The 25,971-nt window shown below is 62.9% G+C and carries 20 protein-coding genes; 11 read left to right on the forward strand and 9 right to left on the reverse strand.

From position 1 onward, the window contains the following. Positions 1–115 precede the first annotated feature (115 nt). The 4 genes from E1287_RS09820 to E1287_RS09835 all read right to left on the reverse strand — a co-directional run bounded on the left by E1287_RS09820 (position 116) and on the right by E1287_RS09835 (position 4,221). Positions 116–727: a hypothetical protein gene (locus tag E1287_RS09820; protein ID WP_131964556.1), complete on the reverse strand. Its 612-nt coding sequence runs from the start codon at positions 725–727 to the stop codon at positions 116–118. A gap of 517 nt (positions 728–1,244) precedes the next feature. After that, complete coding sequence (locus E1287_RS09825; RefSeq protein WP_131964557.1) at positions 1,245–2,108, reverse strand: hypothetical protein; 864 nt, start codon at positions 2,106–2,108, stop codon at positions 1,245–1,247. Between the two features lie 246 nt (positions 2,109–2,354). Next, entirely contained in the window at positions 2,355–3,254 is a 900-nt protein-coding gene (locus tag E1287_RS09830; RefSeq protein ID WP_131964558.1) for a helix-turn-helix transcriptional regulator, read from the reverse strand. Between the two features lie 148 nt (positions 3,255–3,402). Next, positions 3,403–4,221 (reverse strand): SAM-dependent methyltransferase, encoded by an 819-nt coding sequence (locus E1287_RS09835; protein ID WP_131964559.1) that lies wholly within the window; start codon positions 4,219–4,221, stop codon positions 3,403–3,405. A gap of 685 nt (positions 4,222–4,906) precedes the next feature. Between E1287_RS09835 and E1287_RS46270 the strand changes: the two genes are divergently transcribed. The 6 genes from E1287_RS46270 to E1287_RS09865 all read left to right on the forward strand — a co-directional run bounded on the left by E1287_RS46270 (position 4,907) and on the right by E1287_RS09865 (position 10,250). Further along, positions 4,907–5,038, forward strand: coding sequence for a hypothetical protein (locus E1287_RS46270; protein ID WP_279503937.1), 132 nt, complete (start codon positions 4,907–4,909; stop codon positions 5,036–5,038). A 665-nt stretch (positions 5,039–5,703) separates the two neighbouring features. Then, positions 5,704–6,021, forward strand: a complete 318-nt coding sequence (locus tag E1287_RS46275) for a DUF2637 domain-containing protein (RefSeq protein ID WP_279503939.1) — start codon at positions 5,704–5,706, stop codon at positions 6,019–6,021. Between the two features lie 691 nt (positions 6,022–6,712). Next, positions 6,713–7,834: a hypothetical protein gene (locus E1287_RS09850; protein WP_131964561.1), complete on the forward strand. Its 1,122-nt coding sequence runs from the start codon at positions 6,713–6,715 to the stop codon at positions 7,832–7,834. Positions 7,835–7,913: 79 nt separating this feature from the next. Continuing rightward, positions 7,914–8,939 (forward strand): hypothetical protein, encoded by a 1,026-nt coding sequence (locus E1287_RS09855; protein ID WP_131964562.1) that lies wholly within the window; start codon positions 7,914–7,916, stop codon positions 8,937–8,939. Between the two features lie 773 nt (positions 8,940–9,712). Next, on the forward strand, positions 9,713–9,928 hold the full coding sequence (locus tag E1287_RS09860) for a hypothetical protein (protein WP_131964563.1): 216 nt from the start codon (positions 9,713–9,715) through the stop codon (positions 9,926–9,928). An 85-nt stretch (positions 9,929–10,013) separates the two neighbouring features. Continuing rightward, positions 10,014–10,250 carry a hypothetical protein gene (locus E1287_RS09865; protein WP_131964564.1) on the forward strand — a complete coding sequence of 79 codons (237 nt, stop codon included), beginning with the start codon at positions 10,014–10,016 and terminating at the stop codon, positions 10,248–10,250. Positions 10,251–10,902: 652 nt separating this feature from the next. Here the strand turns inward: E1287_RS09865 and E1287_RS44625 are convergent. The 4 genes from E1287_RS44625 to E1287_RS09880 all read right to left on the reverse strand — a co-directional run bounded on the left by E1287_RS44625 (position 10,903) and on the right by E1287_RS09880 (position 14,207). Next, complete coding sequence (locus tag E1287_RS44625) at positions 10,903–11,118, reverse strand: hypothetical protein (RefSeq protein WP_207934113.1); 216 nt, start codon at positions 11,116–11,118, stop codon at positions 10,903–10,905. After that, on the reverse strand, positions 11,115–11,678 hold the full coding sequence (locus E1287_RS44630) for a hypothetical protein (RefSeq protein WP_207934114.1): 564 nt from the start codon (positions 11,676–11,678) through the stop codon (positions 11,115–11,117). The genes E1287_RS44625 and E1287_RS44630 overlap by 4 nt, the downstream gene beginning before the upstream one ends. Before the next feature lie 56 nt (positions 11,679–11,734). Continuing rightward, positions 11,735–12,145, reverse strand: coding sequence for an ATP-binding protein (locus E1287_RS44635; protein WP_207934115.1), 411 nt, complete (start codon positions 12,143–12,145; stop codon positions 11,735–11,737). Between the two features lie 82 nt (positions 12,146–12,227). Next, on the reverse strand, positions 12,228–14,207 hold the full coding sequence (locus E1287_RS09880) for a DUF262 domain-containing protein (protein ID WP_165968945.1): 1,980 nt from the start codon (positions 14,205–14,207) through the stop codon (positions 12,228–12,230). Positions 14,208–14,420: 213 nt separating this feature from the next. Here E1287_RS09880 and E1287_RS09885 point away from each other — a divergent pair, with 213 nt between their 5' ends. The 5 genes from E1287_RS09885 to E1287_RS09905 all read left to right on the forward strand — a co-directional run bounded on the left by E1287_RS09885 (position 14,421) and on the right by E1287_RS09905 (position 25,424). Further along, positions 14,421–17,909, forward strand: coding sequence for a helicase-related protein (locus tag E1287_RS09885; RefSeq protein ID WP_207934116.1), 3,489 nt, complete (start codon positions 14,421–14,423; stop codon positions 17,907–17,909). Beyond that, positions 17,906–20,662 carry a DUF1156 domain-containing protein gene (locus E1287_RS09890; RefSeq protein ID WP_131964567.1) on the forward strand — a complete coding sequence of 919 codons (2,757 nt, stop codon included), beginning with the start codon at positions 17,906–17,908 and terminating at the stop codon, positions 20,660–20,662. The genes E1287_RS09885 and E1287_RS09890 overlap by 4 nt, the downstream gene beginning before the upstream one ends. 21 nt (positions 20,663–20,683) lie before the next feature. Further along, entirely contained in the window at positions 20,684–24,091 is a 3,408-nt protein-coding gene (locus tag E1287_RS09895; RefSeq protein ID WP_131964568.1) for a DUF499 domain-containing protein, read from the forward strand. 332 nt (positions 24,092–24,423) lie between these two features. Then, the gene (locus E1287_RS09900) at positions 24,424–25,194 is read left to right on the forward strand and encodes a hypothetical protein (protein ID WP_131964569.1); all 771 of its coding nucleotides are present in this window, start codon (positions 24,424–24,426) and stop codon (positions 25,192–25,194) included. Further along, the gene (locus tag E1287_RS09905; RefSeq protein WP_243718803.1) at positions 25,191–25,424 is read left to right on the forward strand and encodes a hypothetical protein; all 234 of its coding nucleotides are present in this window, start codon (positions 25,191–25,193) and stop codon (positions 25,422–25,424) included. The genes E1287_RS09900 and E1287_RS09905 overlap by 4 nt, the downstream gene beginning before the upstream one ends. A gap of 24 nt (positions 25,425–25,448) precedes the next feature. Here E1287_RS09905 and E1287_RS09910 read toward each other — a convergent pair whose 3' ends face one another. Beyond that, entirely contained in the window at positions 25,449–25,928 is a 480-nt protein-coding gene (locus E1287_RS09910) for an NUDIX domain-containing protein (RefSeq protein ID WP_131964614.1), read from the reverse strand. Between the last annotated feature and the right edge of the window lie 43 nt (positions 25,929–25,971).

The raw sequence follows: 25,971 nt of genomic DNA on the forward strand, positions 1-25,971 counted from the left end.
GCTTCCACCCAACAAACCCAGACGACCGGACGGTAGATCCGCTCCAACTCTCATAGAGACCGCTCGATTGACCCCTCATGCGTACTGCGGCTTCCGCGCCGCCCAATAATGATTCTCAAGGGATTATCATCCAGGCGGAGCATTGCGTTTCTTTGACGCTAGCCCTGATGAGAGTGGCACGGCTTGGGTCGATGAGGCGGTAGCTGGCGACCTGTCGATAAAGGTCGTCGGAGACGATTACGGCGAACGAAGCCGCGTGTTCGGTCATCTGATCTTTATACGCGGGGGCGTCGAGCAGGCGAGCGAGATGGTTGGCCGCGTCTCCGGAGAATCCGCGAGAGTCTCTGTGGAGGTAGCCTGCGTGAATGGCCATGCGCAGTTGCAGTCGCAACTCGTTGGGAGGGACCTGAGCGTTGTGCGCTCGTACGCTTTCCTTTGCGCTGGCGATGAAGGACGGGAATATTGCCTCCGGCCCCACCCTCGGGTCGGCGACCATGAGAATTCCATCGCCCCTGTCCTCGACGTGACACAGCCACGTCGCGATGCGGGCGCTTCTACGTGCCTCGCGAAAGACTCGATAGATGAAACGCCTCAGGAAAATCTGCGTGCGCTGGTCGCATCTGGAGTAGCCAGAGATGTCGAGGCCGCACAGCAAGTGATGGCGAGGGTGGGCAGGCGGGCGCTCATTCTTGTCGTAGCCGGTCAGGATTCGGGTCACCTGTCGCATCACGAAGTCCTACCGGAGAAGGCGGGTGCGGCCAGTCGGTCGTCGGCCCAAAAGTCGATGAGTTCTTCGGCTTCCAGCGCATGCAGCGTCGGGTGTTGGTCAAGACGGCGTCCGGTAGCCAGCATCCAATGGCTCGTTAGTACGAGTTCCAATATGGCCTCGTCGAGGTCACGAGGGCGTGCGTTATCAGGACAAGACCCTGGCCGGTTGAACGGGCACCGGCCATGGTCGTGTGTCTCCAAGGACGGGATGTCTCGAATCACGGGCCTCACTTTGCCGCACCATGTCACCACATGCACGACAAACAAGGAAACATAAAACAAAGTGCATAAACCGAACACTGCGAAAAGCAGCTAAAGCCTGCGGAAGGCATCTGAAATGGTTGGCATCGACGAAGGGGCAACAACTGGTTTAGGGCCAAACAAATATCACGGGAGGCAAGCGGGCGGGGTGGTCGTTTTAGCAGCACCTGGTGCGGCGGTCATGGCGTACGGCGCACCCCTGGCAGTCGGCCGTACTACGGCGACGGAGGAGTCTGATTGGTGCCGTCGCACACCGTTGCCTGGGTCGCGCACGACCGGAAGGTGGCGCGTGCCCGGTCTTCGCCCTGATCTCGGTACTGATCGGCGAGGGCACGGGCGTGCGCTACAGCCGCGGGCCCCAGAGGCCCGGTGCGGCTGGCCTCCCAGAGTTCCAAGGCGGGCTCCAGGCCGGCTGCTGCCGCGCTTTTGAGCAGGGCAACCGCGGTGTCGTGGAACCGTCCGTCGCAGCCGAAAAGCACGCCCTCCTGATACTGGGCGAAGGGATCGCCCTTGGCGGCACGCACCGCGAGTGTCTGGGCATAGGGTCCGTGCTTCATCAGATAGCTGAGCTGGTTCGGCGACAAGACGACCGGCTCTGCTCGCACAAGGTGACGCGGTCCACGCAATTCCGGCGCCGCGTTCCCGGCCGGGGACGGGTCTGATGGGTCGGCCTCGGCGACCTCGTGATCGACGAAGATGCCATCGCGTGCCTGTTGCTCGGCCTTCTTCTTGGCCTGGCGGAGTAGTTCCTGCCATTCCCGAAGGCTGGTGCGGTCCGGTTCCTCGTCCATGATGCCGACCTCCACGGCATAGCACCCCACGGCGAGAATGAACGCCCTGAACTTCTCTGCGGTGGGAAGTGGGTCGAGCTTTCCGGTCAGCAATTGACTGACCCAGGCCGGGCTCAGCTTGACTTCTATCCTGAATTCGTCGTTCTTGGGTGGGTAGAGGTCGTCCAGCTTGGAGGCCAGCTCGATGATCTGTGTATGCTTGGGCGCACCGTAGCTGAAGTAATAGGACTTCACGAAATGCATGAATGCGAGATACGCGGGAGTTCTCGTAATCAGCAGCTTCGCCATCGCATTCGCTTTCCGTTGCTCCAGTCCGGGCGACGAGCCGTACGCCGGAGATCATCAAGGGCCGCACACGCGAGAACAAGGGACACCCGACACGCTGATCCGACCTGTAGGCCCCGGCAATGTCACACGGCGGTCGTCACCCACGGAAGTATGCGTAGATCCATAACCGGCTCTCGCAGACAGGGAACACCGCGTCAGTGGATCACCCTGACTGGCCCCAGGATCGCACACCCAACCTACCGAACTCTATGCAATCCGACACTTTCCGCCCGCGTCATGCGACAACCGGCTGATCATTTCCTTCAGCCTGGCCGGGGTCTGGTCGGGAGGCGGGGACTGGACTGCCAGGGCATTCATCTCGTGCCGGTGGAATTCCGACTCTTCCGGATAAAACGCCGCGCCGAGCCGCTCCAGGAAGACCACGTCGTCGAGATCGTGTTCCGGAAGCCGGACCAGGGTGACCGGCTTCTCGAACCCGGCATCGCCCGTCGGGGCGAGCTGGATGGTCACGTTCGGCAGCTCGCAGAGATCCAGCAGATGGGTGAGCTGGCGGAACATGGAACTCGCGTCGGCCAGGGGACGGTGGAACACGGCCTCGTCCAAGATCACCCAGAGGTGTGCGGGCCGCGCACCGTGGATGATCTGCTGCCGCCGCAGCCGCAGCCGCAGCCGCTGGCCGAGCTCATGTTCATCCGCGCCCGGATGCCGGAGCCGGATCAACGCGCGGGCGTAGTCGGGATGCTGTAACAGATCCGGAACCGCCTCCCTCGCGTAACAGCGGATGAGCTTCGCGGACTGTTCGACCCCCAGATACGGCAGAAACCAAGACCGGATCAGCTGACGATAGGGCGCCCACCAGCCTTCTTGCTGGGACAACTGGGCCAGTTCCAGCAGGATCATCCGCGTCCCGTGATCGGTGACCCCGTACATTTCCGCGAGCGTGATCACCGCACGGGGATCGGACCCGACCAGGCCGCGCTCCATGGCCTCCAACCGTGCCGGCGAACCGACCGCCGCCGCCGCATCGGCCGAACCGAGTCCGCTCTGTTCCCGCATCCTCCTCAGCCGGACGCCGAGGACCATTCGCGGGCGGGTCAGGGCGTCCGTCTCCTGGGTGGTCAGCCAGCCTGCCCATCCAGTGATCACATCACGCTCCCCGGCTGCACTCCCCGCCGCCCATGCGCACCAATGCGTGCGAGCACACCGTCACGCTTGTCCCCGCACACTTGGGGATACTACGGGATCGCGCCTAGGACGCGCCGGATCACCACTGCTGTCAGCAGTGCCGCACGGATCAGGGTTTTCGGCCTACCGCGGCGAACTGGTCGGTCTCCGGGACCTCGAATTGCTCGGTTTCCGGGCGCCAGCGAGTGCACGTCACCACACCCGGCTCGATGAGTTCCAAGCCTTGTCCGAGGAAGAGATCCTCGATCTGCTTGGGAGAGCGCCACACACCTGGCGGGCTCCCGCGCTCATTCCACAGCCGTACAGCCCGGGCCGCCTGTTCTCCGGTGATTTCGAGGGTCTGCTGACTGATGGCCAGGTAACTCCCGGACGGTACCCGGGCCAGCAAGCGGCCCATGATCCGGTCGGCTTCGGCGTCTTCCAGAATGTGCCAGAACACTCCGAGCATTGTGATCGCGATCGGCTGAGAGAGATCGAGTGTGCTTTGAGCCCGATCAAGGATGTCGTCCGGCTGGTGCATGTCAGCGTCCAGATACGCCGTTTTCCCTTCGGGCGTGCTGGTCAAGAGAGCACGTGCGTGCGCGAGGACCAGCGGATCGTTATCGACGTACACGACCTTGCAGGCGGGGTTCACAAGTTGCGCCACCTCATGAGTGTTGTTCGCCGTGGGCAACCCGGTACCTATATCCAGGAACTGCGTAATCCCCGCATCGTTGGCCAGGAACCGGACGACGCGACTCAGAAACAACCGGTCCGCTCGAGCCTGCTCCACAATATCGGGCAGAAACTTTGCGACCTCGTCCGCCAGTTCGCGGTCGACTTGATAATGCTCTCGGCCGCCAAGCAGATAATCCCAGATTCGCGCAGAATTCGCTCTGGTCGTATCGATACCGGGTACGGAACGAAGGTCTGGGACGTCGTCCGACATTTATCACTCCTCACTACGCCGTGCAGAACCGTCTCTCAGGCACACGTGAACGAGTCAGCACAAGCACCTGTGACACTGGCAGCCTAGTCGAATCATCGGAGATCAGTTCGAACCTCAGCACAAAACCGAGAAACTTGTAGCGAGACGGACAGGGCGAGTCATTTCTTGACTCTCCTTTACCGCCCGGAACACAACGATAAAATGACGCCAGACACAACAACCAGGCGTTTGGTGCTGGCTGGAAACGAGGTCATCAACTCCACCATCACACCGGCCGCCCGCACAGACCCCAGCACTCTCAATTGGCCAGCAGGGCAGTCGAGGCAGCTTTCCCTCATCCCGCTCCATGTCTATCCGTCAGGATACTAACGCCATTACGGTTGTTGGCTGCCCGAATTCGACACCGCCCACAAAGGCCGAGCTGAAGCGGTCGCGTCAGGTGGCCGTAGCGGCGAAGATGCGGGCCTCGTCTAGGAGCTTGCCCCGGCTCCGGCGGGTCGAGGACCGGTACGGGCGCGTGACGCCCCGGCAAGAGGGAGGGGACGTGACCAGCGGGCGCGCGGCGTCGTAACGCCGGTACCCGGCTGCGTGCCGGGCCTTGGCGCTGATGGCGATCTGCTGCGCAGGCCCCGTCCTCGCTGCCGGCGGGGTCCTCGTACGTGCTGCGGCCGGAGTGGGGAGGCCCATGCGCAACCTCTGGCTGTTCGGTGGCGGCTCCCTCCTCTCGGCCGCAGCGGTACACCTTGCCCTCCCGTGCGGGGTGCTCGGCGATGTCGACGACCCGGAGTTGATCCTGCGGCTGCGGGTGAACTGGTGATCGAATACGTCGGCTGCGGTTGGTGTCTGGCGGATCGTGCGGCGCCGCCGGCCACCGGACCAACCCTCCAGACCAACGCGACGCAGCACCGGCCGGCCGGGCCCTGGATGTGTTCGTCGGGGTCTGCGGGCCGATCACGGTGCGGCCTGGCACGACCACCGACGTGGCCAGCGTGCGGCTGCGTCCCGCCCAGGTCACCGACCCGCCGGTACTGACGGCCCTCCCAGACCCCGCACCGTGTCCCTCACCGCCGAAGCCAGCCGAAGCAGGAGACCGGTGTTTCTCGCGTAGATGCTGTGCGCACCCAACCCGACATAATAAGAACCTTTCGCCCTTGATCGAGGGCCCGGTTGTGCAGGTCGCCCCGGTCCACGCCAAGATCCGCCGGGACGGCTACCGCGGTCAGAAACCCGCAGGTGACGGCACTGGATCGGGGGGTGTCCCCTCGTCCTCCCCGCAGGTGGGCTCCGGCCAGTGTGGGGGAGTCGGCCTCGGCGGTGTCGAGGGTGGTGAGCGGTGATGCGGCTGGGGGATGTGGCGGTCCGCTGGGTGACGACCATTTGTGTGGTGGTGCTGGCGGGGATCGCTGCGGCCTTGTCGTATACGCACATGTATGCCCTGGTCCTGGAGTACGGGAGACGTCGTGGACTGCGGCGCTGTTGCCGGTGTCGGTGGACGGCATGATCGTCGCTTCGTCGATGACGCTGCTGGCTGACTCGCGTCACGGTCAGCGCGGTGGTCTCCTTCCCTGGGCTCTGCTGGTGATCGGGAGCGCGGCGAGTCTGGCCGCCAACGTTGCGGTGGCCGAGCCGTCGCTGGTGGGCCGGTTGATCGCGGCGTGGCCGTCTGCGGCCTTGATCGGCGCGTATGAGCTGCTGATGCGCCAGGTGAGGAACACATCCCAGAAGACGGTTCCAGTTGCCTCATACGGGACTCAGACAAGCCCGATGACCAGCAAGACGGTCATACGGAACCTCATATGAGGACGAGACCGGGGGCAGGTCTGACCCATATGCATCTCCTACGAGCGCCCTCATTGGTGCCGCCGCTTCATACCAAGCTCATACGCCTGCGGACGGTCGGTCGCCGGACGGGTCAGACGGTGCTCAGACGGAAACCGCCGAGGGCCACATATCTCGCAAAGAGATCGCTGGTGGGAGTCGGGGAGTAGGCGACGAGCGCGCCGAGCGTGCTCCTTCGCGATCGAGACGGCCAGCCTCGCTGCTCCGGGCGCAAGCCTGGCAGTGGGCGTTGGCCAACCGCACGCCGACGGGGAAACTGCCATCCGGAAGGGCGATCGCGCAGGAGTTCGGGCGCCGCGAGCGCTGGGGCCGCTTGGTCAAAACAGGCCGGGGTTGCAGGACGCATGGATTCCACCGCCGCCACGTAGCTGACGCATCGACAAGGGGCCCTTTTCTGTAGCTCGGTGCGCGCTTGAATGGGACGGCGACGCTCGCTGGCAACCGTCGGCATGATTAGCACACTGCCTGCGGTTATGCCTGCGCTGTCCTGGTTCTATTGACCCGCCCGGCAGATGGTCATCCGACCGACTTGACGTACGAAGCGCGTTGGGTTGGGCGGTCCCAAGTGCGGTGGGACTACGGAATCCCGGCGAGTCGTGCTCGCGGGTGTGTGCAGACTGGGTGCATCGTCAGCCGGACGGAGGTCGAAGCGATGGCAAGGACGTCAGTAACGCTCCCCGAAGGCGTCATCGAGGTCGAAGGGATGCTCTGGAAGCCCAAGGCCAGCGCGACCGCCACGGCCGAGGAGTTCATCGCGGCGCGGACGCGCTTCGTCGAGATCAACCGTGACGGCAGATGGAACCCTTGGGTGTTCGACGAGCGCGAGGCCGAACTCGATGAGGCGAGCGCCACCATGGATCAGTGGACGCGAGCCGAACCGGGGCACCGTCGGCTGACGATGAAACAGCTGGAAGCGCGCTGGGAGCGCGAGGACCGCAGGCTGGAACGTCAGCGCGCCGCTGCCGAAAAGCAGCGCGAAGCCCGCAAGCAGCACTACGACCAGGAACGGGCACACGCACGGCTCGCGCTCATCGAGAACCAGTCCATCGTCGACCACCTGCAGACGGAACTGGCTGGGTTCCGGGACGGCTCGCGCTTCCCGGCCATGCCGCCGGACAAGCGCCAGAAGGACATAGCCGAACTTGAGGCCCAGATCGAGCGTGCCCACAAGCTCGTGACGCGCCTTGAGACCGACGTGGGTGACCCAGAGGAGATCATCGACAAGAACGGCTGGCTGCCGCGCGAGCGGCGCGAGGTCATGCTCTTTCACTACAAGTACGACCGGGAGTTCTCGGGTCGGGACCTACGGAAACAGCTCCCCGACCTGCAGGCCACCCACAAAGCCTCGAAGGACCGGAAAGAGCGCTCAGAGCTGCGCGTCAAGATCGGCATGGCGCAACGCAAACTCGACGATCTGCTGGCGGTTCCCGAGCTTGCCGCCGAGCAGATGTGCAGCGAGTGCACCACGCCGATGTTCAAGCACGGCTGGGTGACGCCGCCGTACGACGGCCCGTGCCCGGCCTGGCCGGGGTGGGCCAAGCGGATACAACGGGTGCGGGAGATGCTCACCGCAGCCGCCGAGGAGAACAAGCAGCGCAACGAGCCACCACCGGCGCCGCCGCCCCCCAAGCCGGAACCCCTGGCTGTCATCCCGTCGGGGTTGCCGATCGCTGAGATCACGGCGCGACTGACCGAGCTGCAAAAGCAGTTCCCCGATGCCGAGGTTAGGCGTGGACGGGCGAACCGATGGGAGCTGTGGCCAGCGAAGAGCTAGACGAGCACCAGGGCATGCTGGATGAGGTGATCGTTGTCATCGTGGCTTGGGTGTCAGCCGGTCCTGGCACGATGGCGGCATGAAGTTTCGGCCGCGGAACTTGAATGCCCTGGCGGAGTTGGTTGTCGGTAACCCGGGAGTCGTCAACCCTGGTCCGGGCGAGAAGCCTGCCTTCTTCCCGTACCGGTCGAGCAGTTACATCACGGAGTTCTTTCAGGAGCTCGACCTTGACTTCGTTCACGACGGAAGCACGCGACACCGCTGGGTGGCTGACCGACTCGCCGAGTTGCTCGCGGAGCCCCACGACGGCCCGACCCATCCGCCAGAGATCTTCTGCCGCTTGATCGACCTGTTGATGAACCCCGCCGACGCGCTCAGCGAAGGCGTCGATCGGAAGAACGCGCTGGCCCAGCTGAACGAGGTGCTGAACCGCGAGGGCTTCGAGGCCTTCTACGGGGAGGACCGCCACTGCTACGTGCGGCACCTGGGGACAGGGTTGGCGACGATCCCGCTGGCCAACCCCCACCGCCCGTTCAACCAGGCGGAAGTTGAGCGGCGCAACCGCTTGGCTGCGTATCTCGACTTCTGCAGTGAAGACGAGTTGATCGAGGAGGTCCTGCTTCCCCTCTTCCGCCAGCTCGGCTACCACCGCATCACCGCCGCCGGCCACAAGGACAAAGCCTTGGAGTACGGCAAGGACATCTGGATGCGCTACACGCTGCCCACCCAGCACGTCCTCTACTTCGGCATCCAGGCCAAGAAGGGCAAGATCGACGCGGCTGGCCAGACGAAGACAGGCAGCAGCAACGTCGCCGAGATCCACAACCAGGCGCTGATGATGCTGGCGCACGAGATCTTCGACCCGGAGACGAATCGCCGGGTGCTCGTTGACCACGCCTTCATCGTGGCGGGCGGCACGATCACCAAGGCAGCCCGCAACTGGCTCGGCAACGCCCTGGATGCGAGCAAACGGAGCCAGATCATGTTCATGGACCGAGACGACATCCTGAACCTCTACGTGGTGACCAACCTGCCGTTGCCGGATGCGGCGCTCCCCAAGGCGGCCAATCCGTGGGCGACCAGTTCGGACGAGCCGCCTTTCTGATCGGATGGTCGGGTGTGGTTAGGCGGGCGGACGGAGATTCCAGCGCCCGAGTTGCCGGGCGCGGGGGCGTCAGAGTTGGTGGAGGTTGAACGCGTACAACCCGCGCGGGCTGTTTCCATACAGACCGCTGCCATTGGGGAACCAATCGAGTGAGGTTGCATAGGTATCGAGCCGGATTCCGGTGAGGAATCGCCCGGGGCCGGGCGTCCAGGGCGGTTAGGTCACCTTGCGCGGTAGCTATTTACAACCTTTTGGGAAACAAGAAGGGATATGTCGAAGAACTGTCGGTCACCCAGATGACCGCGCCCGGGAAGCGTCTGCGAACTCTCGGATGTCCTCGCCGACGAGGGCGACCGGAGTAGCCAGTGAAAACTGATCTTGCTTGGCGTGAGGTTACGTAGGTGACACCTGACTGGTTCTACGGACATGTTCTGGGATCCCAGAGCACGCCGCATAGCCACGCCCATGATGCCGAGAGCCGGCGCTGTAGCGACCAACGAGCGAATCAGAACTCCGAGCACCTTGGCACGCGCGCCGCGCCTCGCTCGATAGGCTGATCCCGTTCGCAGCGCTGTGGACGTGCGGAGCCCTCCCTCCCTGCCACACTTTCCGTGGGCAGTCTGGACTGCCTTTCTCCGAGAAAGAGTCCCCACGCGACGAAGACGCGAAGGACAACGGTTGCCGATCCAGAGAAGCAGTACCCGTTGGATTGAGATCTCTCTCATGTCACAGGGCTGGTAGGCGTGGGGTGCCTAGCCGGAACATAGATTGAGATGACCTCCAACAACCACACACAGAATCGTGAGCTCCAGCATGACGCGCGCGCGTGGGCAGCCTTCACCGGCACGAAGTACACCGCCGCGCTGCGGCAGATGAGTTCCCCGCTGGCCCAAGGGCTCCTCGGTGATCGAGTCAGCGCACGGCAGCTGATCGCTGTCCTCAACGATCACGAGCTTATCGGCGCGCGGTGGCGATCCCGTCCTCGGTGATAACGGATTCCTCTCGGAAGCACCATGGCACATCAACGGCGAGACCGACTTCATCGAGCTCGCTCTCATCACGGACCTGCTCCGGATGTTCACCCCCATTTCGGGCACCGCAACGCCGGAGGTGAACAGCTACTCCTTGAAGCACACCGCGGAGTGGTTCCTCAGCCCACATAGCTCGAATGTGTCCAACGGCCGGGTGATCTGGGCGGCGGCAGTGCTTGGACTCCGGATCGCCGACCCGGATGGCGCCGGACCGAACCTTCTGATCGGTGTGTCGGAGCGCGAGCACGACTACGTACGCAGGATGGTCGGTCCGGGGTAGACCCCACCGCACGCGGACCACTACCGCCACGCCGGGTACGTCTACAGACCGCGCTTGTCCGGGCGGCAGCGGGCAACCCCATCACGGGTCGCTGGGTTCGGCCAGCTCTCGTGGACGAGGCGGCTCCCTTCCACGACTGGCTGATTCTTCAGGCCAGTCGCAACGACGTAGTGGGCAATCTTGCGAGCAACTATTCCGCCGGTGTGCGAGACAGCGATCATCGCATCGCTCGCACCCAGGACGAGCTGTTGGCGATCTTCTGCGAGGTTTCACATTTGCCCGAGGCGTATGACGCCGTAGTGAGCGCGATCGCAGAGTGGATGAGGACGTTGCCAGCACCGCAGCCCATTCGTACCGAACGCATCGGTGGAGGCTCACATAACCATGGGGGCTGGGGTGCCGGTGCCGGGACGGTGGAGCACTACGAGTACTACTGCCCCTGCGGCGACGGGAGGGTCATCGAAGAGCACGACAACGTGCCGGTTTCCGGGAGCACGATGTCCGGATCGACTGCGACAAGTGCCGCGCGGAGTGGCGCTTCGTTGACGGCAAGGCCGTGCGGGAATGGGGTCTGGAGCCTATGGCCGCAGGCGTCAGGAACTGATAGGCGACTGACGTAAGTGGCATCCCTGTGACCGTGAGAGAAGCAGGGCTATGCTGACTCGTCGCGTTCGGGGGGCTGAACCATCAGCACATTCGAGACGCCGCCTTGATTCACGCAGTCCTGGGCGAGGTCGTGGACGTGCCAGTAGTAGTCCAGCGCCGGGTCGACCGCGTTCACGGTGGTCTCGACCGGCGTGTAGCGGTGCAGAGGGACTGAGGCGCCGTCGTAGGCATAGCCGAAGTTATCCTTCGTCAGGATCGTCAACGGCTGCTCGCCGGTCCACTCGATCCTGACACGCTCGTCGTTGCAGTCGTCTCCGCCGTCGTGCGGGTAAGCGCCATGAGGTCGGCTATGGCGCACTCGATAGCGGTGGACTCAACCTGCCAGCCCTCATAGTACCCCTCGCTACTCATGCGATGCCCGCCGACCGCGGTGACAACTGTGACCGAGCCGTCATGGTGAATGCTCATCCGAGCCTCCTTCCAGATCGAACGATCGCCGGTTGCCGTGTTCACAACCACCCATCGGCGCAATCCGAGACGGGGGTTGTCGCAGTCGACGTTCTCTAGCGGGTGGACGCCTCCACGCCCTGCATAGGTCAAGGCCAGCCCCACGGTCTTGGTCAGCACACCGCGGGCTTCCTCGCGGGTCAGGCGCTCGCGGAAGCGAGGAGTGCGAGGGTGGGCGACCGCGATCAGCCAAGCACGCTTGCCGGAGTCCCGACCGCTAGCGGCTTCTGCGAACAGCGCATCCAGAGCCTCGGTTGCGTGGCGGCGCTCCTCGAACCGAGCGCGGTACATCGCCTCGATCTGCCGCTCCTTCATCCACACAGTGTCGGAATCGTTCCGCACTGGCGCCCCGAAGTAGTCGTTCTTGTAGATCAGATGTGGCCGTCGATGCTCGCGGGCACCTCCACCACGACGGCCCGATTGCCCTTAGCTCCGAGGCGATACACGTTCAGGCCGAACACCGGCGGGGAGATAGCGGTGATTGCGGCACTGCGCAGGGAGCGCTCGTACGCCTCATCGAGCTCACCCACGTCGACTCGTTCTGTCGCCACCTTCTGCGACTCGCGCACGCCGAAGACGATGACACCGCCGCCGCTGTTCGCCATCGCAGCCACGTCCTTCGGAAAGTCGGTCTGCGGCAGCCCCTTCACCGGCGGCAGCTCCGACTTCCAATCCAGGTCAGTCGCCTCCGCTACTCCTGCGGCCACCGCTGCATCGAGCAGGTCATCTGTCAAGGGCGCGGGTGCGAGTCCGAGCGCGCGGTGGAGCGCGGTGAAGGTCATGCTCCAAGCGTAGGGAGGAGTGCCGACATGATCCGAGAAGCCGCCGCTTCCTCTACCGGCTGTCGCCCTCAGTAGCTCTTGCCTATTCGATACTGGATGCGGGGAACCGTACGAGCTCACCGTTCCAAGGTTCCTCGCTGAGGACGGGGAGCTGGGACTGGGGGAGCAATGTTTCCTTCTCCCGAGAGATGACGTCCTTCCAGTCATCTATGGATCCGATGGCAAGGAAGGGACCTATGGGAATTTCGACCGTCTCGTTGCTGACTGTGACGGGGGCGCTGGCACCAGCGATCTCGATGTCGCCTGAAAGTCCCTGGTCACTGGCCTGGCGGATGGCGTCCTCGAAATCATCCATGGTGAAGGACCCCGTCCAGGAGAAGCCGACGCCCTTGGCCGTGGCGACCATCCGACCGATGTCCCAGCTGCTCTGGTAGAGCTGGAATTCGAGAGAGTGTCCGGCGATCAGGTCGACCGTCGCGGCCAGGTGCTCGTCGAGCCAGCTTGGCCGGAACTTGTCGAGCAGCGCCGTCATAGCGTCGGCCAGCAGCGAGCGCCGCTTCTTGAGGAATTCTCGGTACTGTCCGGCCGTCCGGAGGTCCTCGTCGTACGGGACGAAGTGCGGGGCGAGTTCGGCCTCAGTCAGCGGGGGCACCTCGGGCGCGACGAAGTAGTCCGCTGGCGAGCGGTCGCTGATCCGCCGATTCGCCTTGCCGGAGATGAAGGCGAGGTTGGCCAGGTCATTGATCTCGGACTTGCCATAGGGCGGCGTATGCCTGGTGAGCGTCGCCTGCGGATGGATGTGGTGGTACTCGAGCTTCCGGCCGTCCTCCGCTATGGCGGAGATCTCGGTTCCGAACCACCAGTCCCGAGCGCCGGCGTGCTTAGCCACAAGGTAGCTGAGGAAGAAGTACGGGCTTCCGACCGTCCGTCCTGCGAGGTCGCCGGGGGTGACCGAGACGGCGCCGGTCATCACTCCGAAGCTGGTGAGCAGCTTCTTGACGGGTTCGTCCTCCCGGGTTGTCGGAATGTCCTGCCCGAGCAGAGTGTCGGTGGACGCGCTGTATCGGTTCTTGATGGTCGCTACAAGGAACCAGTACAAGATCCCATTGGCGGTATCGCCGTCCATCGCCTTGTCTTCTGGCCATTCCCCCAGCAGAACGATCAGGGGGAGCAGAACGTTGTGCGATGGCATCAGGCTGCTGCGACTGAGCTTCAGGTTTTCCTGGAGCAGGGGGACAAGACGCTGGAGACCGCGTTTGACGGTGTCCAGGCCCTTCTCCAACTCGGCGTCCGAGGCCGCCACTAGCCGGGCGTGGGCGCCCGTGGACAGCCCCCGCCCCAGGACGACCCCGGCGAGTGCCCTGGTCAGGAAGGTGATGTCGAGATCGTCGTAGTGTTCTTTCTTCCAGCGCTCCGCCTCGTCCTGAAGTTTGCCCAGGACGCCGGGCCAGCGGGCCGTCAGTGTGGCCAGCACAAGGTCGCTGGCCTTCAGGGACCGTCCACCGCTGTTGACACGGACGAAGATCTCGGTGATCTCCTGGTAGGAGAACCCTTCGAGGATCTCCATGTGGAACTGGCGCTCCCCGATCTTGGTGAGCGCGTGGAACCTCTCGAGAATCGTCTCCATCCCCAGGTCAGGGAGCTGCTCCGCGCGCTTGATCGCCAGTTGGACCATGTTGCCCTTGAGGACGTCGAACACCTTGATCCAGCGCGGATCCCTGGCCGTTGCCGGGCTCTGGTTCTGGAACTTCTCCGTCTCGATGTTGAAGATGATCTGGGCGCCCTCGTGGTTGCTGAAGACGCGGTGTAGGGCAGTCAGTCGTTGCTGCCCGTCCAGCAGGTACAGCGGGACGACCACTGGCTCGGGGACGACCGTCCCGATGGCCATCTCCCGCGTGATCGGTACCTCGGAGGCCTTCCAGAGCAACAGCGACCCGGTCGGATACTCCCGGTACAGCGATTCGACCAGCTTGGCCGTCTGGGTTGCCTTCCAGACGTACCCTCGCTGGATCTCAGGTAGCTTGATCTCTCCCTTGGAGACTTGATCGACCAGCGTGGCCACGGTTCGGGAGGTCTTCTCAGGGGGCACGGGGGGTTGCCTCGCCTCCAGGGCTATCCGACATGTCCTATTGATCAGGATAGATCGTGCGTTACCAATACTTGCCGGTTGTAACGCAAGATGGCCCTGGCTCGATTAACGATGCTTGCCACCTGGTGGAGCACTATCGTGGTGCGTCGGATCTGCAGGGGGGAGGAACACATGGCAGGGGCGAGGTTGGACGACCTCACGCCGGGGACCGTCGTGGACGGCCTCGCCGCGTCCGGCTCGGTCACGGTGGTGGCGACCAAGTGGTACGGCAACGACGCAGTCCATGTCACCTACCAGGCCGAGGACGGTGAGCCGGACCATCAACTCCTCTACCGTGATGCCGAGCCCCGCCTGACCATCCGCAAAGCATCCGCCGCCTACAGCTTTGATGCCGACGGCAGCTTGTTCAAGCTTGCCGCGGAAGCCTTGCGCATCCGCATGGCCGCCCGCTTCGACCCTATGCTGGCCGTCACGACCAGTGACCTGGAACCCCTCCCGCACCAGATCCAGGCCGTCTACGGCGAACTGCTCGACCGCAGCCCGCTCCGCTTCGTCCTCGCCGACGACCCTGGCGCCGGAAAAACGATCATGGCAGGGCTCTATATCAAGGAGCTCATGCTCCGAGGAGATCTAGAACGCTGCCTCGTCGTGACCCCTGGAGGACTGGTCGACCAGTGGCAGGAGGAACTGCTCGACAAGTTCGGCCTCCGCTTCGACGTCCTCACCAGGGATTTGATCAACGCTCAGCTCGACCAGACCGTGTTTGAGAAGTACCCCCTCCTCATCGCGCGCATGGACCAGCTCTCTCGCAACGAGGATCTCCAAGCGCAGCTCGCTGAGTCTGACTGGGATCTGGTTGTGGTCGACGAGGCGCACCGCATGTCCGCGAACTACTTCGGCGACGAACTCAAGAAGACCAAGCGCTACATGCTCGGCGAGCTCCTCGGCAAGCACACCCGTAACCTGCTGCTGATGACCGCCACCCCGCATGCGGGTAACGAGGCCGGCTTCCAGCTCTTCATGGGCCTGCTCGACTCTGACCGGTTCGAAGGCCGCTACCGCGAGGGCATCAGTTCCACCGACACCGACGGCCTCATGCGCCGTATGGTCAAGGAGGATCTCCTCACCTTCGAGGGCAAGCCCCTGTTCCCCGAACGCCGCGCCTACACGCTTCCCTATCGGCTCTCTGATCCCGAGCGCGAACTGTACGACGTTGTCACCGAATACGTCCGGGAGCAGATGGGACGCGCCCAGGCCATGGCGGACGGCAAGCGCGGCAACACCGTCGGCTTCGCCCTCACGGTGCTGCAACGTCGCTTGGCCTCCAGCCCCGAGGCGATCCTGAAGTCGCTGGCCCGCCGTCACAAGCGCCTTCAAGCTCTCCGGCAGGAGATGGCCGCCGGCCGCAGCCCTGTCGAGACCGCCCTGCGTGAGCGGCTGGCCAGGTTGCTCGGCAAGGATCTGGAAGACTACGACTCCGGTGATCTGCCCGCCGCCGAGCTCGAGGACCTGGAGAACGACGTCGTCGATGCCGCAACCGCGGCGCAGACCATCGCCGAGCTCGACAAGGAGATCGCGATCCTCGCCGACCTGGTCGAGGTCGCCCGCCGCGTCCGCCATGCCGGGACGGACCGGAAGTGGACAGAGCTCCGCGAGCTGCTGCTCAGCAACCCGATGGTCAATGACGGCGCGGGCAGCCCACGCAAGCTGATCATCTTCACCGAGCACAAGGACACCCTCGAATACCTCAGGGACCAGATCAGTGGCCTGCTCGGCAGCCAGGACGCGGTCGTCACGATCCATGGCGGGGTGAGTCGCGACAACCGTCGGAAGATCAAGGAGCTGTTCACCCAGGATCGCGACTGCCGCATCCTGATCGCCACGGACGCCGCAGGCGAGGGCCTCAACCTGCAGCGCGCCAACCTGATGGTCAACTACGACCTGCCCTGGAATCCGAACAGGATTGAGCAGCGTTTTGGCCGAATTCACCGCATCGGCCAGACCGAGGTCTGCCACCTGTGGAATCTGGTGGCGGAGGACACTCGCGAGGGCGCCGTCTTCATCCGGCTCCTGGAGAAGATCGACGAACAGCGCAAGGCCTACAAGGGCAAGGTGTTCGACGTCCTGGGCGAGGCGTTCATCGACCGGCCGCTGCGCTCCGTGCTCATGGAGGCGATCCAGTACGGCGACCGCCCGGACGTCCGCGACCGCCTTAACCACGTCATCGACTCCTCGGTCGGGGAAGGGCTGGAGAAGCTCCTGGCCGAGCGGGCTCTTGCCCATCAGAAGCTGGCCGAGGCAGACGTGGCGGAGTGGCGCCTGCGGATGGAGGAAGCACGCGCCCGCCGGCTCCAGCCGCACTACATCAAGGCGTTTTTCATCGCCGCGTTCAAGCTCCTCGGCGGACGCATCGGCGAACGCGAGCCGGGTCGCTACGAGATCAGCCATGTGCCCGCGGACCTGCGCGAATACGAGTCCCTCATCAAGCACAGCGCGCCAGTGCTTCGCCGCTACGAGCGCGTCACCTTCGACCGAGAACTCGTTCGACCCGCCGGAGCCCCAAGCGCTGATCTGCTTGCCCCAGGACACCCGTTGCTGGATGCCGTCGTCTCCTTGATCATCGACAGGTACGGAGGCCAGCTCAAGCAGGGCGCGATCCTCGTCGACCGCCGCGACGTGGGAGAGGAACCTCGCCTGCTGGTTGCGGTGGCCCAGGAGATCACGACCAGCCACCAGCCCCCGAGTGTCGTCAGCAAGCGTTTCGACTTCGTTGAGCTAGGCGAAGCACGTAACAGGATGGCTGGCGCGGCCCCCTACCTGGACTACGCCCCAGCCGACGCGGAGGAACGCGAGCTAACCGCGCCCGTTCTGGAACAGCCCTGGCTGAGCAGTGGTGTGGAGGACCTCGCCATCGGATGGTCCGTGCAGAACGGGCTCAACGCGCACATGACCGAGCTACGTGAGCGCGTTGAACGCGAGACGGATCGAACACGCAAGCTGGTTCACGCGCGTCTCCTCCAAGAGATCAATTACTGGGACTATCGCTACGCCGACCTTCAGGAGGCCGAGGCAGCTGGCAAGTCCACCAAGTTGAAGTCGGACTTCGCCGCTCGCCAAGCCCGCAACCTGGAACGACGCCTCAACCAGCGGATGGAGGAGCTCGACCGAGACCGCCGTCTCCAGGCCCGCCCTCCGCGCGTCGCCGGAGCCGCCCTCGTGATCCCCCAGGGCCTTCTAGATCGCCTCGCCGGGCTACGCGAACAGCCTCCGGAGGCTTACGCCCGCGAAACAGCGGCCGTCGAACGCCGCGCGCTCGACCTCGTCCTAGCCGCGGAGCGCAAGCTCGGCCGGATCCCCGAGGAGATGGCCCACAACAACCCTGGCTACGACATCCGGTCCCGTACCGTGGACGAGCACTGGGTCTTCATCGAGGTCAAGGGCCGTGTTGTTGGCGCAGAGGACTTCCATGTCACACGCACGGAAGTCCTCACTGGAAAAAACTCGGGACCTAACTTCCGACTGGCTCTGGTCAGCGTCCATCCGCATGGGCCCGACAATGACGATGTGCGTTACGTAGTCGACCCCTTCAAGGATGTTGACTTCGGCAGCTTTGATGCCACCGAAATTGGCGGCAACTGGAAGAAGACTTGGAATCGGGGAGGTGTTCCGGTATGACTAAAGCAGATTACGGCGAATACCGAAGCAAGCTTATTGATGTAACGCTTCCCTTGATTCATATCGGCGCCGCCAGCGTGGCGGAAAAGCAGCGCAGTGTTGGCACCGTCAAGAACTTGCATAAATGGTTTGCGCCCATGCCGACCCCCGCTCTGCGCGCCCTGGTGTTTGCTTCTTTGGTGGATGACCCAGGTCCCGGAGATGAGCGCGACTACCTTCTGCAAGTGGTTAAAGATCTCTTGCCTCTGGACGGCACGGCTCCATCGAAAGCCGCCATTGGACAAGCGCGTGAATTGATCGCCAAGTCAAATAGCGAAATCCCAGTCGTTATGGACCCCTTCGTTGGTGGAGGAGCGACCATAGTCGAAGCGCTTCGTTTGGGGCTCCCCGCTAGAGGGTCGGATCTCAACCCCGTTGCTGCCCTCATTACACGCATGCTGGGGCAATTGCTGCCCTCCGTTGTTGCAGCATCGCCGATCTCGGAGGAAGGGAATCGGCCAACTCGAACAGAGGACCTTCCTTACGAAGGTTTTGCGGATGACCTACGCTACTACGGTGGACTTGTCCAGCAAGCTGTTAAGGAACAAGTCGGCCACTATTACGATGTCCCGGATAAGGGGGCCCCAGTTGCGTGGCTTTGGGCGAGGACCGCACCCTGCCCTAACCCCATGTGCAATATTCGTATCCCTCTCTACAGCTCACCATGGCTAAGTAAGCAAAAGGACCGCGAAGCCACTCTAGAACCAGTCGTGGAAGATGACAAGATTAGATTTGTCATCCACCGTGGCAAGGATGGCCCGATCAAGGGGACCAAGGGAACAGGAAGAGCACAGTTTAATTGCCCAAAATGTGGTTCGCGCCTGGGGGAGAAGGAACTCCGCGCTCTGGGAAAGGAAGGGCGTCTAGGGCTTCAGCTCATGGCCTACTGTGTTGATACTCCGGCCGGACGCACTTTTCTCGAACCCGACCCCGACAATTCCACTGCTCAAGTCGTGGAGGTTCCTGATGACTTGGACGAGACTGAAATCGGCGGTAATACCAAAAATTTTGCCCCCCCTCTATATGGGTTCATTCGACAGATCGATCTTTATACTTCGCGTCAACTAGCTGTTCTAGCTGCTTTTGCGGACGAGATTGCCAAGATCTACGATCGAGTAGCTGAGGATGGTGGTACCACTGACCAGGCCAGTGCCATTTCGACCGCGCTCGGAATCTGCCTTAGCAAGATGTCTCAGTCAAATTCCACACTAGTTCGATGGTATATCCGTGAGGGGCCTTCTCGGTGCATGCCCGCCTTCGGGTCTCAATCTATTCCGATGGTATGGGATTTTGCTGAAGCATATCCGTTTGGACATTCAGTTGGGTCGTGGAATACCCAAATTGACACAGTTATTGGATTGCTTCGCGCGCTCCCAGGAGCCCAGGTAAAAGGTGACATATATCAGTGCGATGCGCGCCGGGCAGGGGAGTTGGTGGAGCCCGGAACAGCCCTGATTGTGACTGATCCGCCGTACTTTGCTCAGATCAACTATGCCGATCTGAGTGACTATTTCTATTTGTGGCTCAGGAGGGCTCTCCGAGACGTCCATCCCGATCTGTTCGGCACGATCGCGACTCCTAAAGTTCCAGAACTCGTGGCGAACATAGCTCGCCACGGAGGTAGTAAGGATGCCGCACAAAAGTACTTCATTGAAGGGTTTATAGAGGTATTCAAATCTCTTCAGAAAGCGTCTCGTCCAGATCTCCCGATTATCGTCGCCTATGCGGCTAAGCAAGATGATAGTGGAGGAGATGGCGCGGTATCGTCGGCGTGGGTCTCCATGCTGCAGGCGATCCTCGCTTCGGGTTTGTCAGTTGTGGGGACTCTCCCGATCGAATGCACCCACAAAACCCGTCAGATCAGTCAAGGGGCCAACGCGCTTGCTTCCTATATCATTTTGATCTGTCGGACTCGGAATTCAGTCGAGGTAGCGGACAAGGCAACATTTCTTGATCATCTCAAGAATGAGATGCCTAGCGGTATCGATGCCCTTCTGAAGGCGGGTGTATCGCCCTTGGATATGGGGCAAGCTGCGATTGGTCCGGGTATGCGCATCTTTTCTTCGTACCGCGAAGTGCTTCAGCCGGATGGGAGCCCGATGTCAGTTCGTGACGCCCTCATCGAGATCGACAAGGCAGCTACCGCGATTATTGACGGCGAAGAGGCTGAGTACGATGCTCCGACCAGGTTCGCGCTGAAGTGGTTCAGGCAATACGCGTTCGACCAAGGCCCGTACGGTGTCGCCGACGGTGTGCTACGTCAAACAGGGACGGCCATCCTCGACCTGGTTCAGGCAGGCATCGTTAGCAACAGTCCGCGCAGCAAGGTCTCCTTGCTTGACTTTGATGAGCTACCTGTCAAGTACGACCCTGTCAAACCTCATCGTATCTCTCATTGGGAGGTTGCCATGCACCTCGCCAAGAGGTTCGACATGAAGGGGCCGGGCGGGGGGATCGATGGTGCTGCGGAGCTCGTGGCCGCGGTGCGTAGCCGTCCGGACGCCGCAATCAACCTGGATCGGGTCAACCGTCTCGTCCACCGGCTGTTCAGGATCTCCGAGCACCGGTATCAGAAGACGGCCGCACGCCTCAACCAGCTCGGTACAGCTTGGCCCGACATCATGGCCGCTGCCCAGAATGTCTCGTCAGTTCGCTATGTTTCAGATGAGATCGATGGTCTCTTCTCGGTGGGGGAGGCCGACGATGAGGGCTGACGAGCGGATGCGTGGGCGACGATGGGTGACGACACATCGGACAGGGAAGTAATGGCGCTGTCGCACCAGCAACGGGTGGGCAGGGGTTTTGAAATCCTCGCAGAGGGCCTGGCACCTGTTGTAGATCAGCTGATGCGTGAAGCTGCTCCTGCCGGGAAGGACTGGCTGGAGCTGCTCGCGGCAAGGGAATCCGCGAAGCCTGGGGGCACTAGGAAGCTTTCCAAGAACGACCCGCAGGCTCTGCTCAAGGTGATCACTGATCATCGACAGGTGTTCTTCGAACTGCTGTCCCATAGTGGCCAGCGCTATGCCAGTGAGCTGCGAGACGTGCGCAACCTATGGGCGCACAACGAGAAGTTCACCTTCAACGACACAGACCGTGCGTTGGACACGATGGAGCGGTTGCTCCGTGCTCTCGGTGCGGCTTCGGCGGCTGATGAGATCGCCGCTCAGCGTGATGAGCATCGCGGGCAGATCGACAACAAGCGGGCGCTGGATCGCGTCCGTAAGAGTGCTCCCGCCTCGGTGACGGTCTCGGCAGAGAAGCTCGGCACGTGGCGGGACGTGATGATTCCGCATGAGGACGTCCGCAAGGGCGAGTATGCTCGCGCGGAGTTCGCGGCAGATCTTCACCAGGTGGCGACAGGGAAGACCAGCAGCGAGGAGTATGCCGATCCGGTCCAGTTCTTCCGCCGCACCTACCTAACCGACGGCCTGAAGGAGTTGCTGACCAACACCGCCCGGCGGCTGTCCGGCGACGGGAATGCCGAGCCGGTCTTCAACCTGCAGACGAACTTCGGTGGTGGCAAGACTCACTCGATGCTCGCGGTATGGCATCTGTACTCGCCGAACCATGAGCTTGATCAGTACCCCCAGGCTGTCCAGGACATGCTCGGCGGCATCCCATTGCGGGAGGGTGTACGGCGGGTGGCTCTGGTGGGCAACCACATTGAGACGGCGAAGCCTTCGTCTGAGGACGGCCGGCCTGGCATCAACACCCTCTGGGGTGAGCTGGCGTGGCAGCTCGGAGGCCGGGAAGCCTACGACATCGTCGCCGAATCCGACCAGGCGAGGGTGCCGTCCGGTGCTTCACTTGAGCAGCTGCTGACGGCGTACGCGCCATGCGTGATCCTCATCGACGAGTGGGTCAGCTACGCCAGGCTGCTGCACGGGCGAACCGACCTGCCGGGTGGCACCTTCGAGGCCCAGTTCACCTTCGCGCAGACAATGACGGAGCTGGCGAAGACGATCCCCGGCATCATGTTCATCGTCTCGGTCCCTGCCTCCCATGACCCGAAACAGCGGAGGTCGGAGGCTGATGAGGCCGAGGTCGGTGGGCTCCGTGGGAAAGAAACCCTGGAAAGGCTACAGAACGTGGTCGGCCGGGTCGCCAAGCATTGGCGTCCAGCGACCCCAGATGAGTCGTTCGAGATCGTCCGCCGTCGGCTCTTCGAGCAGCCGACCGAGAGGGCGCTCAAGGAGCGCGACTTCATCGCCAAGGCGTTGGTGCGGTTCTACCGGGAGCACTCCGCCGAGTTTCCGCACGAGGTGACGGAGACCAAGTACGAGAGCGAGATCAAGGCGGCGTATCCGATCCATCCGGAGCTGTTCCATCGGTTGTATGAGGACTGGTCGACGCTGGAACGGTTCCAGAAGACACGTGGTGTACTGCGGTTGATGAGCGCGGTGATCTATCGGTTGTGGCAAGCCGAGGACCCGGCTCCGTTGATCATGCCCGGCTCGTTGCCGCTCGGCGACGAATGGGTGTTGGGCGAAGTCACCCACTATCTGTCGGACACGTGGAAGGCCGTGATCGAGGCAGACGTGGACTCATCTGGCTCCACACCAGAGCGGATCGACGCAAGCCGCGCGGCCTTCTCCCAGCGCCACCTCACCCGTCGCCTGGCCAGGGCCGCGTTCCTGGCATCCGCGGCGAGAACCGGCGCACAGCAAAAGGGTGTTGAGCGCAAGCGGATCTGGCTGGGGACCGCGCTCCCCGGTGACGTGGTCGGCAACTTCGGCTCGGCGATCCATCTCCTCAGTGAGCAGGCACTCTACTTTTATGCAGACGGCACGTCCTACTGGTACGACACTCAGCAGTCGGTCAACCGGCTGGCCCGCGATCGTGCCGAGGAGTATCGCAGCCACCTGGAAGATGTGTACGAAGAGATCGTCAAGCGGCTCAAGGAACATGACTTCCCCAAGAAGGGCCTCTTCGTCAGGGTACAGCCAGCGCCAAAGAGCACCGATGAGGTCCCTGACCGCCCAGAGAGTCAGATCGTCATCGTCCACCCGAGGCTGCATTACTCAAGCCAGGTCAAGGACAACCCCGCCTTCACCTTCGCCAACGAGGCTCTGGCGAGCCGAGGTAACTCGCCTCGGACGAATCAGAATATGCTGGTGTTCGCAGTTGCTGACCGTGAGCCGCTCACCTATCTAACGGACGCCGTGCGGGAATACCTCGCGTGGAACTCGATCGTAGAAGACAAGGAACTGCCGATCCCGCCCGACCAAGCGAAGATGGCGAGGAAGCGGCATAGTACGGCTAGTGACACGGTCTCAAGGCGCATTGAGCAGGCGTACAACACGGTCCTCTACCCGATCTGGGACAAGAACACCGGCCGTATCGGCCTTCAGGCCGCCGTGGTCGACGAGGACGGCGCGTCCATTCCCGAACGGGTCAGCGCAAAGCTCAAGAACATCGACAAGCTTCGTACGGAGATGGGCTCACGACTGATTCGCTATGACCTGGACAAGAATCTGTCCAAGGTCTGGAAAGACGGCCACATTTCCTTTGGTGTCCTGTGGGAGTACTACCGCCGATTCCCCTATCTAGGCCGATTGCGCAATCGTGCTGTCCTGGAAGAGAGTGTCCGCCGTGTCTTCGATGAGCTCACTGGCAGCATCGAGGGCTTCGCTGTAGCCAGCGCCTACGACGAGGACACGGGCAAGTACATCGAACTGGCCATTCCGAACGCCGGGGAATGGGCACCCGCGCAGATCACCGACAGCACCCTCCTCGTCCAACTGGACCGTGCGAAGGAACAGCGCGCTCGGGAGGAACGAGAGCGGGAAGAGCGGGAACGGAGCCTGGGCTCCGATGATGCGGAGACCGACGGAGATTCAGCAGGTGACACGACCGGCACCGACACTGAAGACGGCGATGAAGTTCAGTCCGAGCTGGAAACTACGGTCAAGAACACCCGCTTCTGGGCGACCTACGGGGTGAATCCGGAGCGTTTCACCCGGGACCTCACCAGACTCGGCCCAGATCTGCTCGCCCTGCTCACCGCGCCCGACGGTGTCGAGCTCGAGGTCACCGTACAGATCGAGGCTCGCAGGGCGGAGGGTTTCCCGGACGACACAGTCATGAAGGTGGTCGAGAACCTCACCCACCTGAAGGCCAAGGGGAACTTCGAAGACCGATGATCCAGTCTCGCGAGGGACAGGCGCGTTTTCCGCCAATGCTTGGCCTGGAATGTTCCGTCGAGTGAGACGGAACGACCTCCGACAGCGTGCTGGGCGCGAAAGCAGGACGTCTTGGGAAGTCCTGTGTAACTCCAAGATCCTCCCTTCGTAAACGCGCAACGCTGGTGTGCGACCGGAACAAGGGAGGCACGTGCATGGGGGCGTTGGTTGGGCGGTATCGGGCGTCGATCTACCGGGAAGGTGACGGCTGGACTGGGGCGATCTGTCTCGGGCGCCGTCCTGATAGCCGTCGGCGGCGTTTGAAGCGGAAGGGGCTGACTGAGGCGGCGGTGATGGAGAAGCTCGCCGAGGAGGTCGATGACCTGGAGAAAGGGATCCAAGCGGATCGGAACTACACCGTCGAGCGCGGTATCAACGACCTGCTTAAGGTCCTCGCGGCGCATGGGCGGGCGGACACGACCGTGCAGACCTATCGGGAACTGGTCGACCTGCATCTGATCCCGCACCTGGGAAAGGCGCGGGTCCGCGAGTTGACGGCCGACGACGTGGAGACCTGGCTGTTCGATCGGGCCGACAAGCTCTCGACCAGCACGCTCGGGATCCTGCACGGGCTCCTGACACGGGCTTTGCGGCGAGCGCAGCGGCACGACAAGGTCGCTCGAAACGTCTCCGAGCTGGTTGATACTCCGCGCGGCCGGGCAAGCCGTCCGTCGATGTTGTTGTCGGTGAAGCAGGCGACCTTGCGTCTCCGTGAAGCCCTTCACGGCCGCCATCGGCTGGGTCCTTACGTAGCACTGGGGCTGCTGGCCGGACTGCGGACGGAGGAACTGCGAGCGTTGCGCTGGGAACAGGTTGACTTGGAGGCCGGGACGGTCGTGGTGGTCAGGTTCGCGCGTTTCGGCGGCGACACCAAGACGGCCAAGAGCCGTCGCGGGTTCCGGCTCAGTCAACTGGCGGTAGACGCGTTGTTCGCGGCACGGGCGCAGCAGGCAGCTGACAAGCTTGCTGCGGGACCGGCCTACCGCGATCACGACTTGGTGTTTGCCAGCCTGACGGACGGCCCTGGTCGGCGAAGCAGGTGCTGTACCGATTCAAGAAGATGACCGACGCAGCCGGGGTGGGCACGCGATGGTGTCCGCGGGAGCTGCGGCACACGTTCGTGTCGCTGATGAGCGATAGTGGTGTGCACGTGGAGAAGATCACCGATCTAGTCGGGCACCGGACCACGGTGGTCACCGAGACGGTATACCGCCACCAGTTGCGGCCCGCGGTCGAGAACGGGGCCGAGCGGATGCAGGACATCTTCGCCGACGCTCTCGTGGTGCCTGCCTGAATGTGTCTACTCCCTACGCCGAAATCAGGTGATGATCGGTGTATCTCGGTCTCGAGCCAGCAGGTGTGCGTTCCTGATGCGCATCGATGGGTCCATTCGCAGTTCGCCCAACTCGCCGAGCGGGATCCAGCGGACTTCGGTGGACTCGTCGCTCGGGGTTGCCTGGCCGGCTACTGGACTGGCGGTGAGCACGATCGAGAACTCCTGGCGGACCTCGTCATTGCTGGTGTAGTGGATCACGTGGCGGGGATCGGAGTAGACCCCGACCAGTCCGGTGATTTCGCAGACGATCCCCGTCTCCTCATGGGTCTCCCGTACGGCGGCCTGCGCGACGGACTCACCGAGGTCGATAGCTCCACCGGGTAGTGCCCAGTTCCCGTTGTCGCTTCGGCGAATCAACAGCAGCTTCCCGGCGTCGTTAGTGATGGCGACGTTCACGGAGGGAACGAGGCTGTTGACTTCCGGGGCAGCGGGGTCGTCGTAGTAGTCGATGCGACGGTTCATGGCTCTACCGGGATACTGGGACGGTCGGGGATCAGTATCCATC

It is taken from the genome of Actinomadura sp. KC06 (assembly GCF_004348735.1).
Lineage (GTDB): Bacteria > Actinomycetota > Actinomycetes > Streptosporangiales > Streptosporangiaceae > Spirillospora.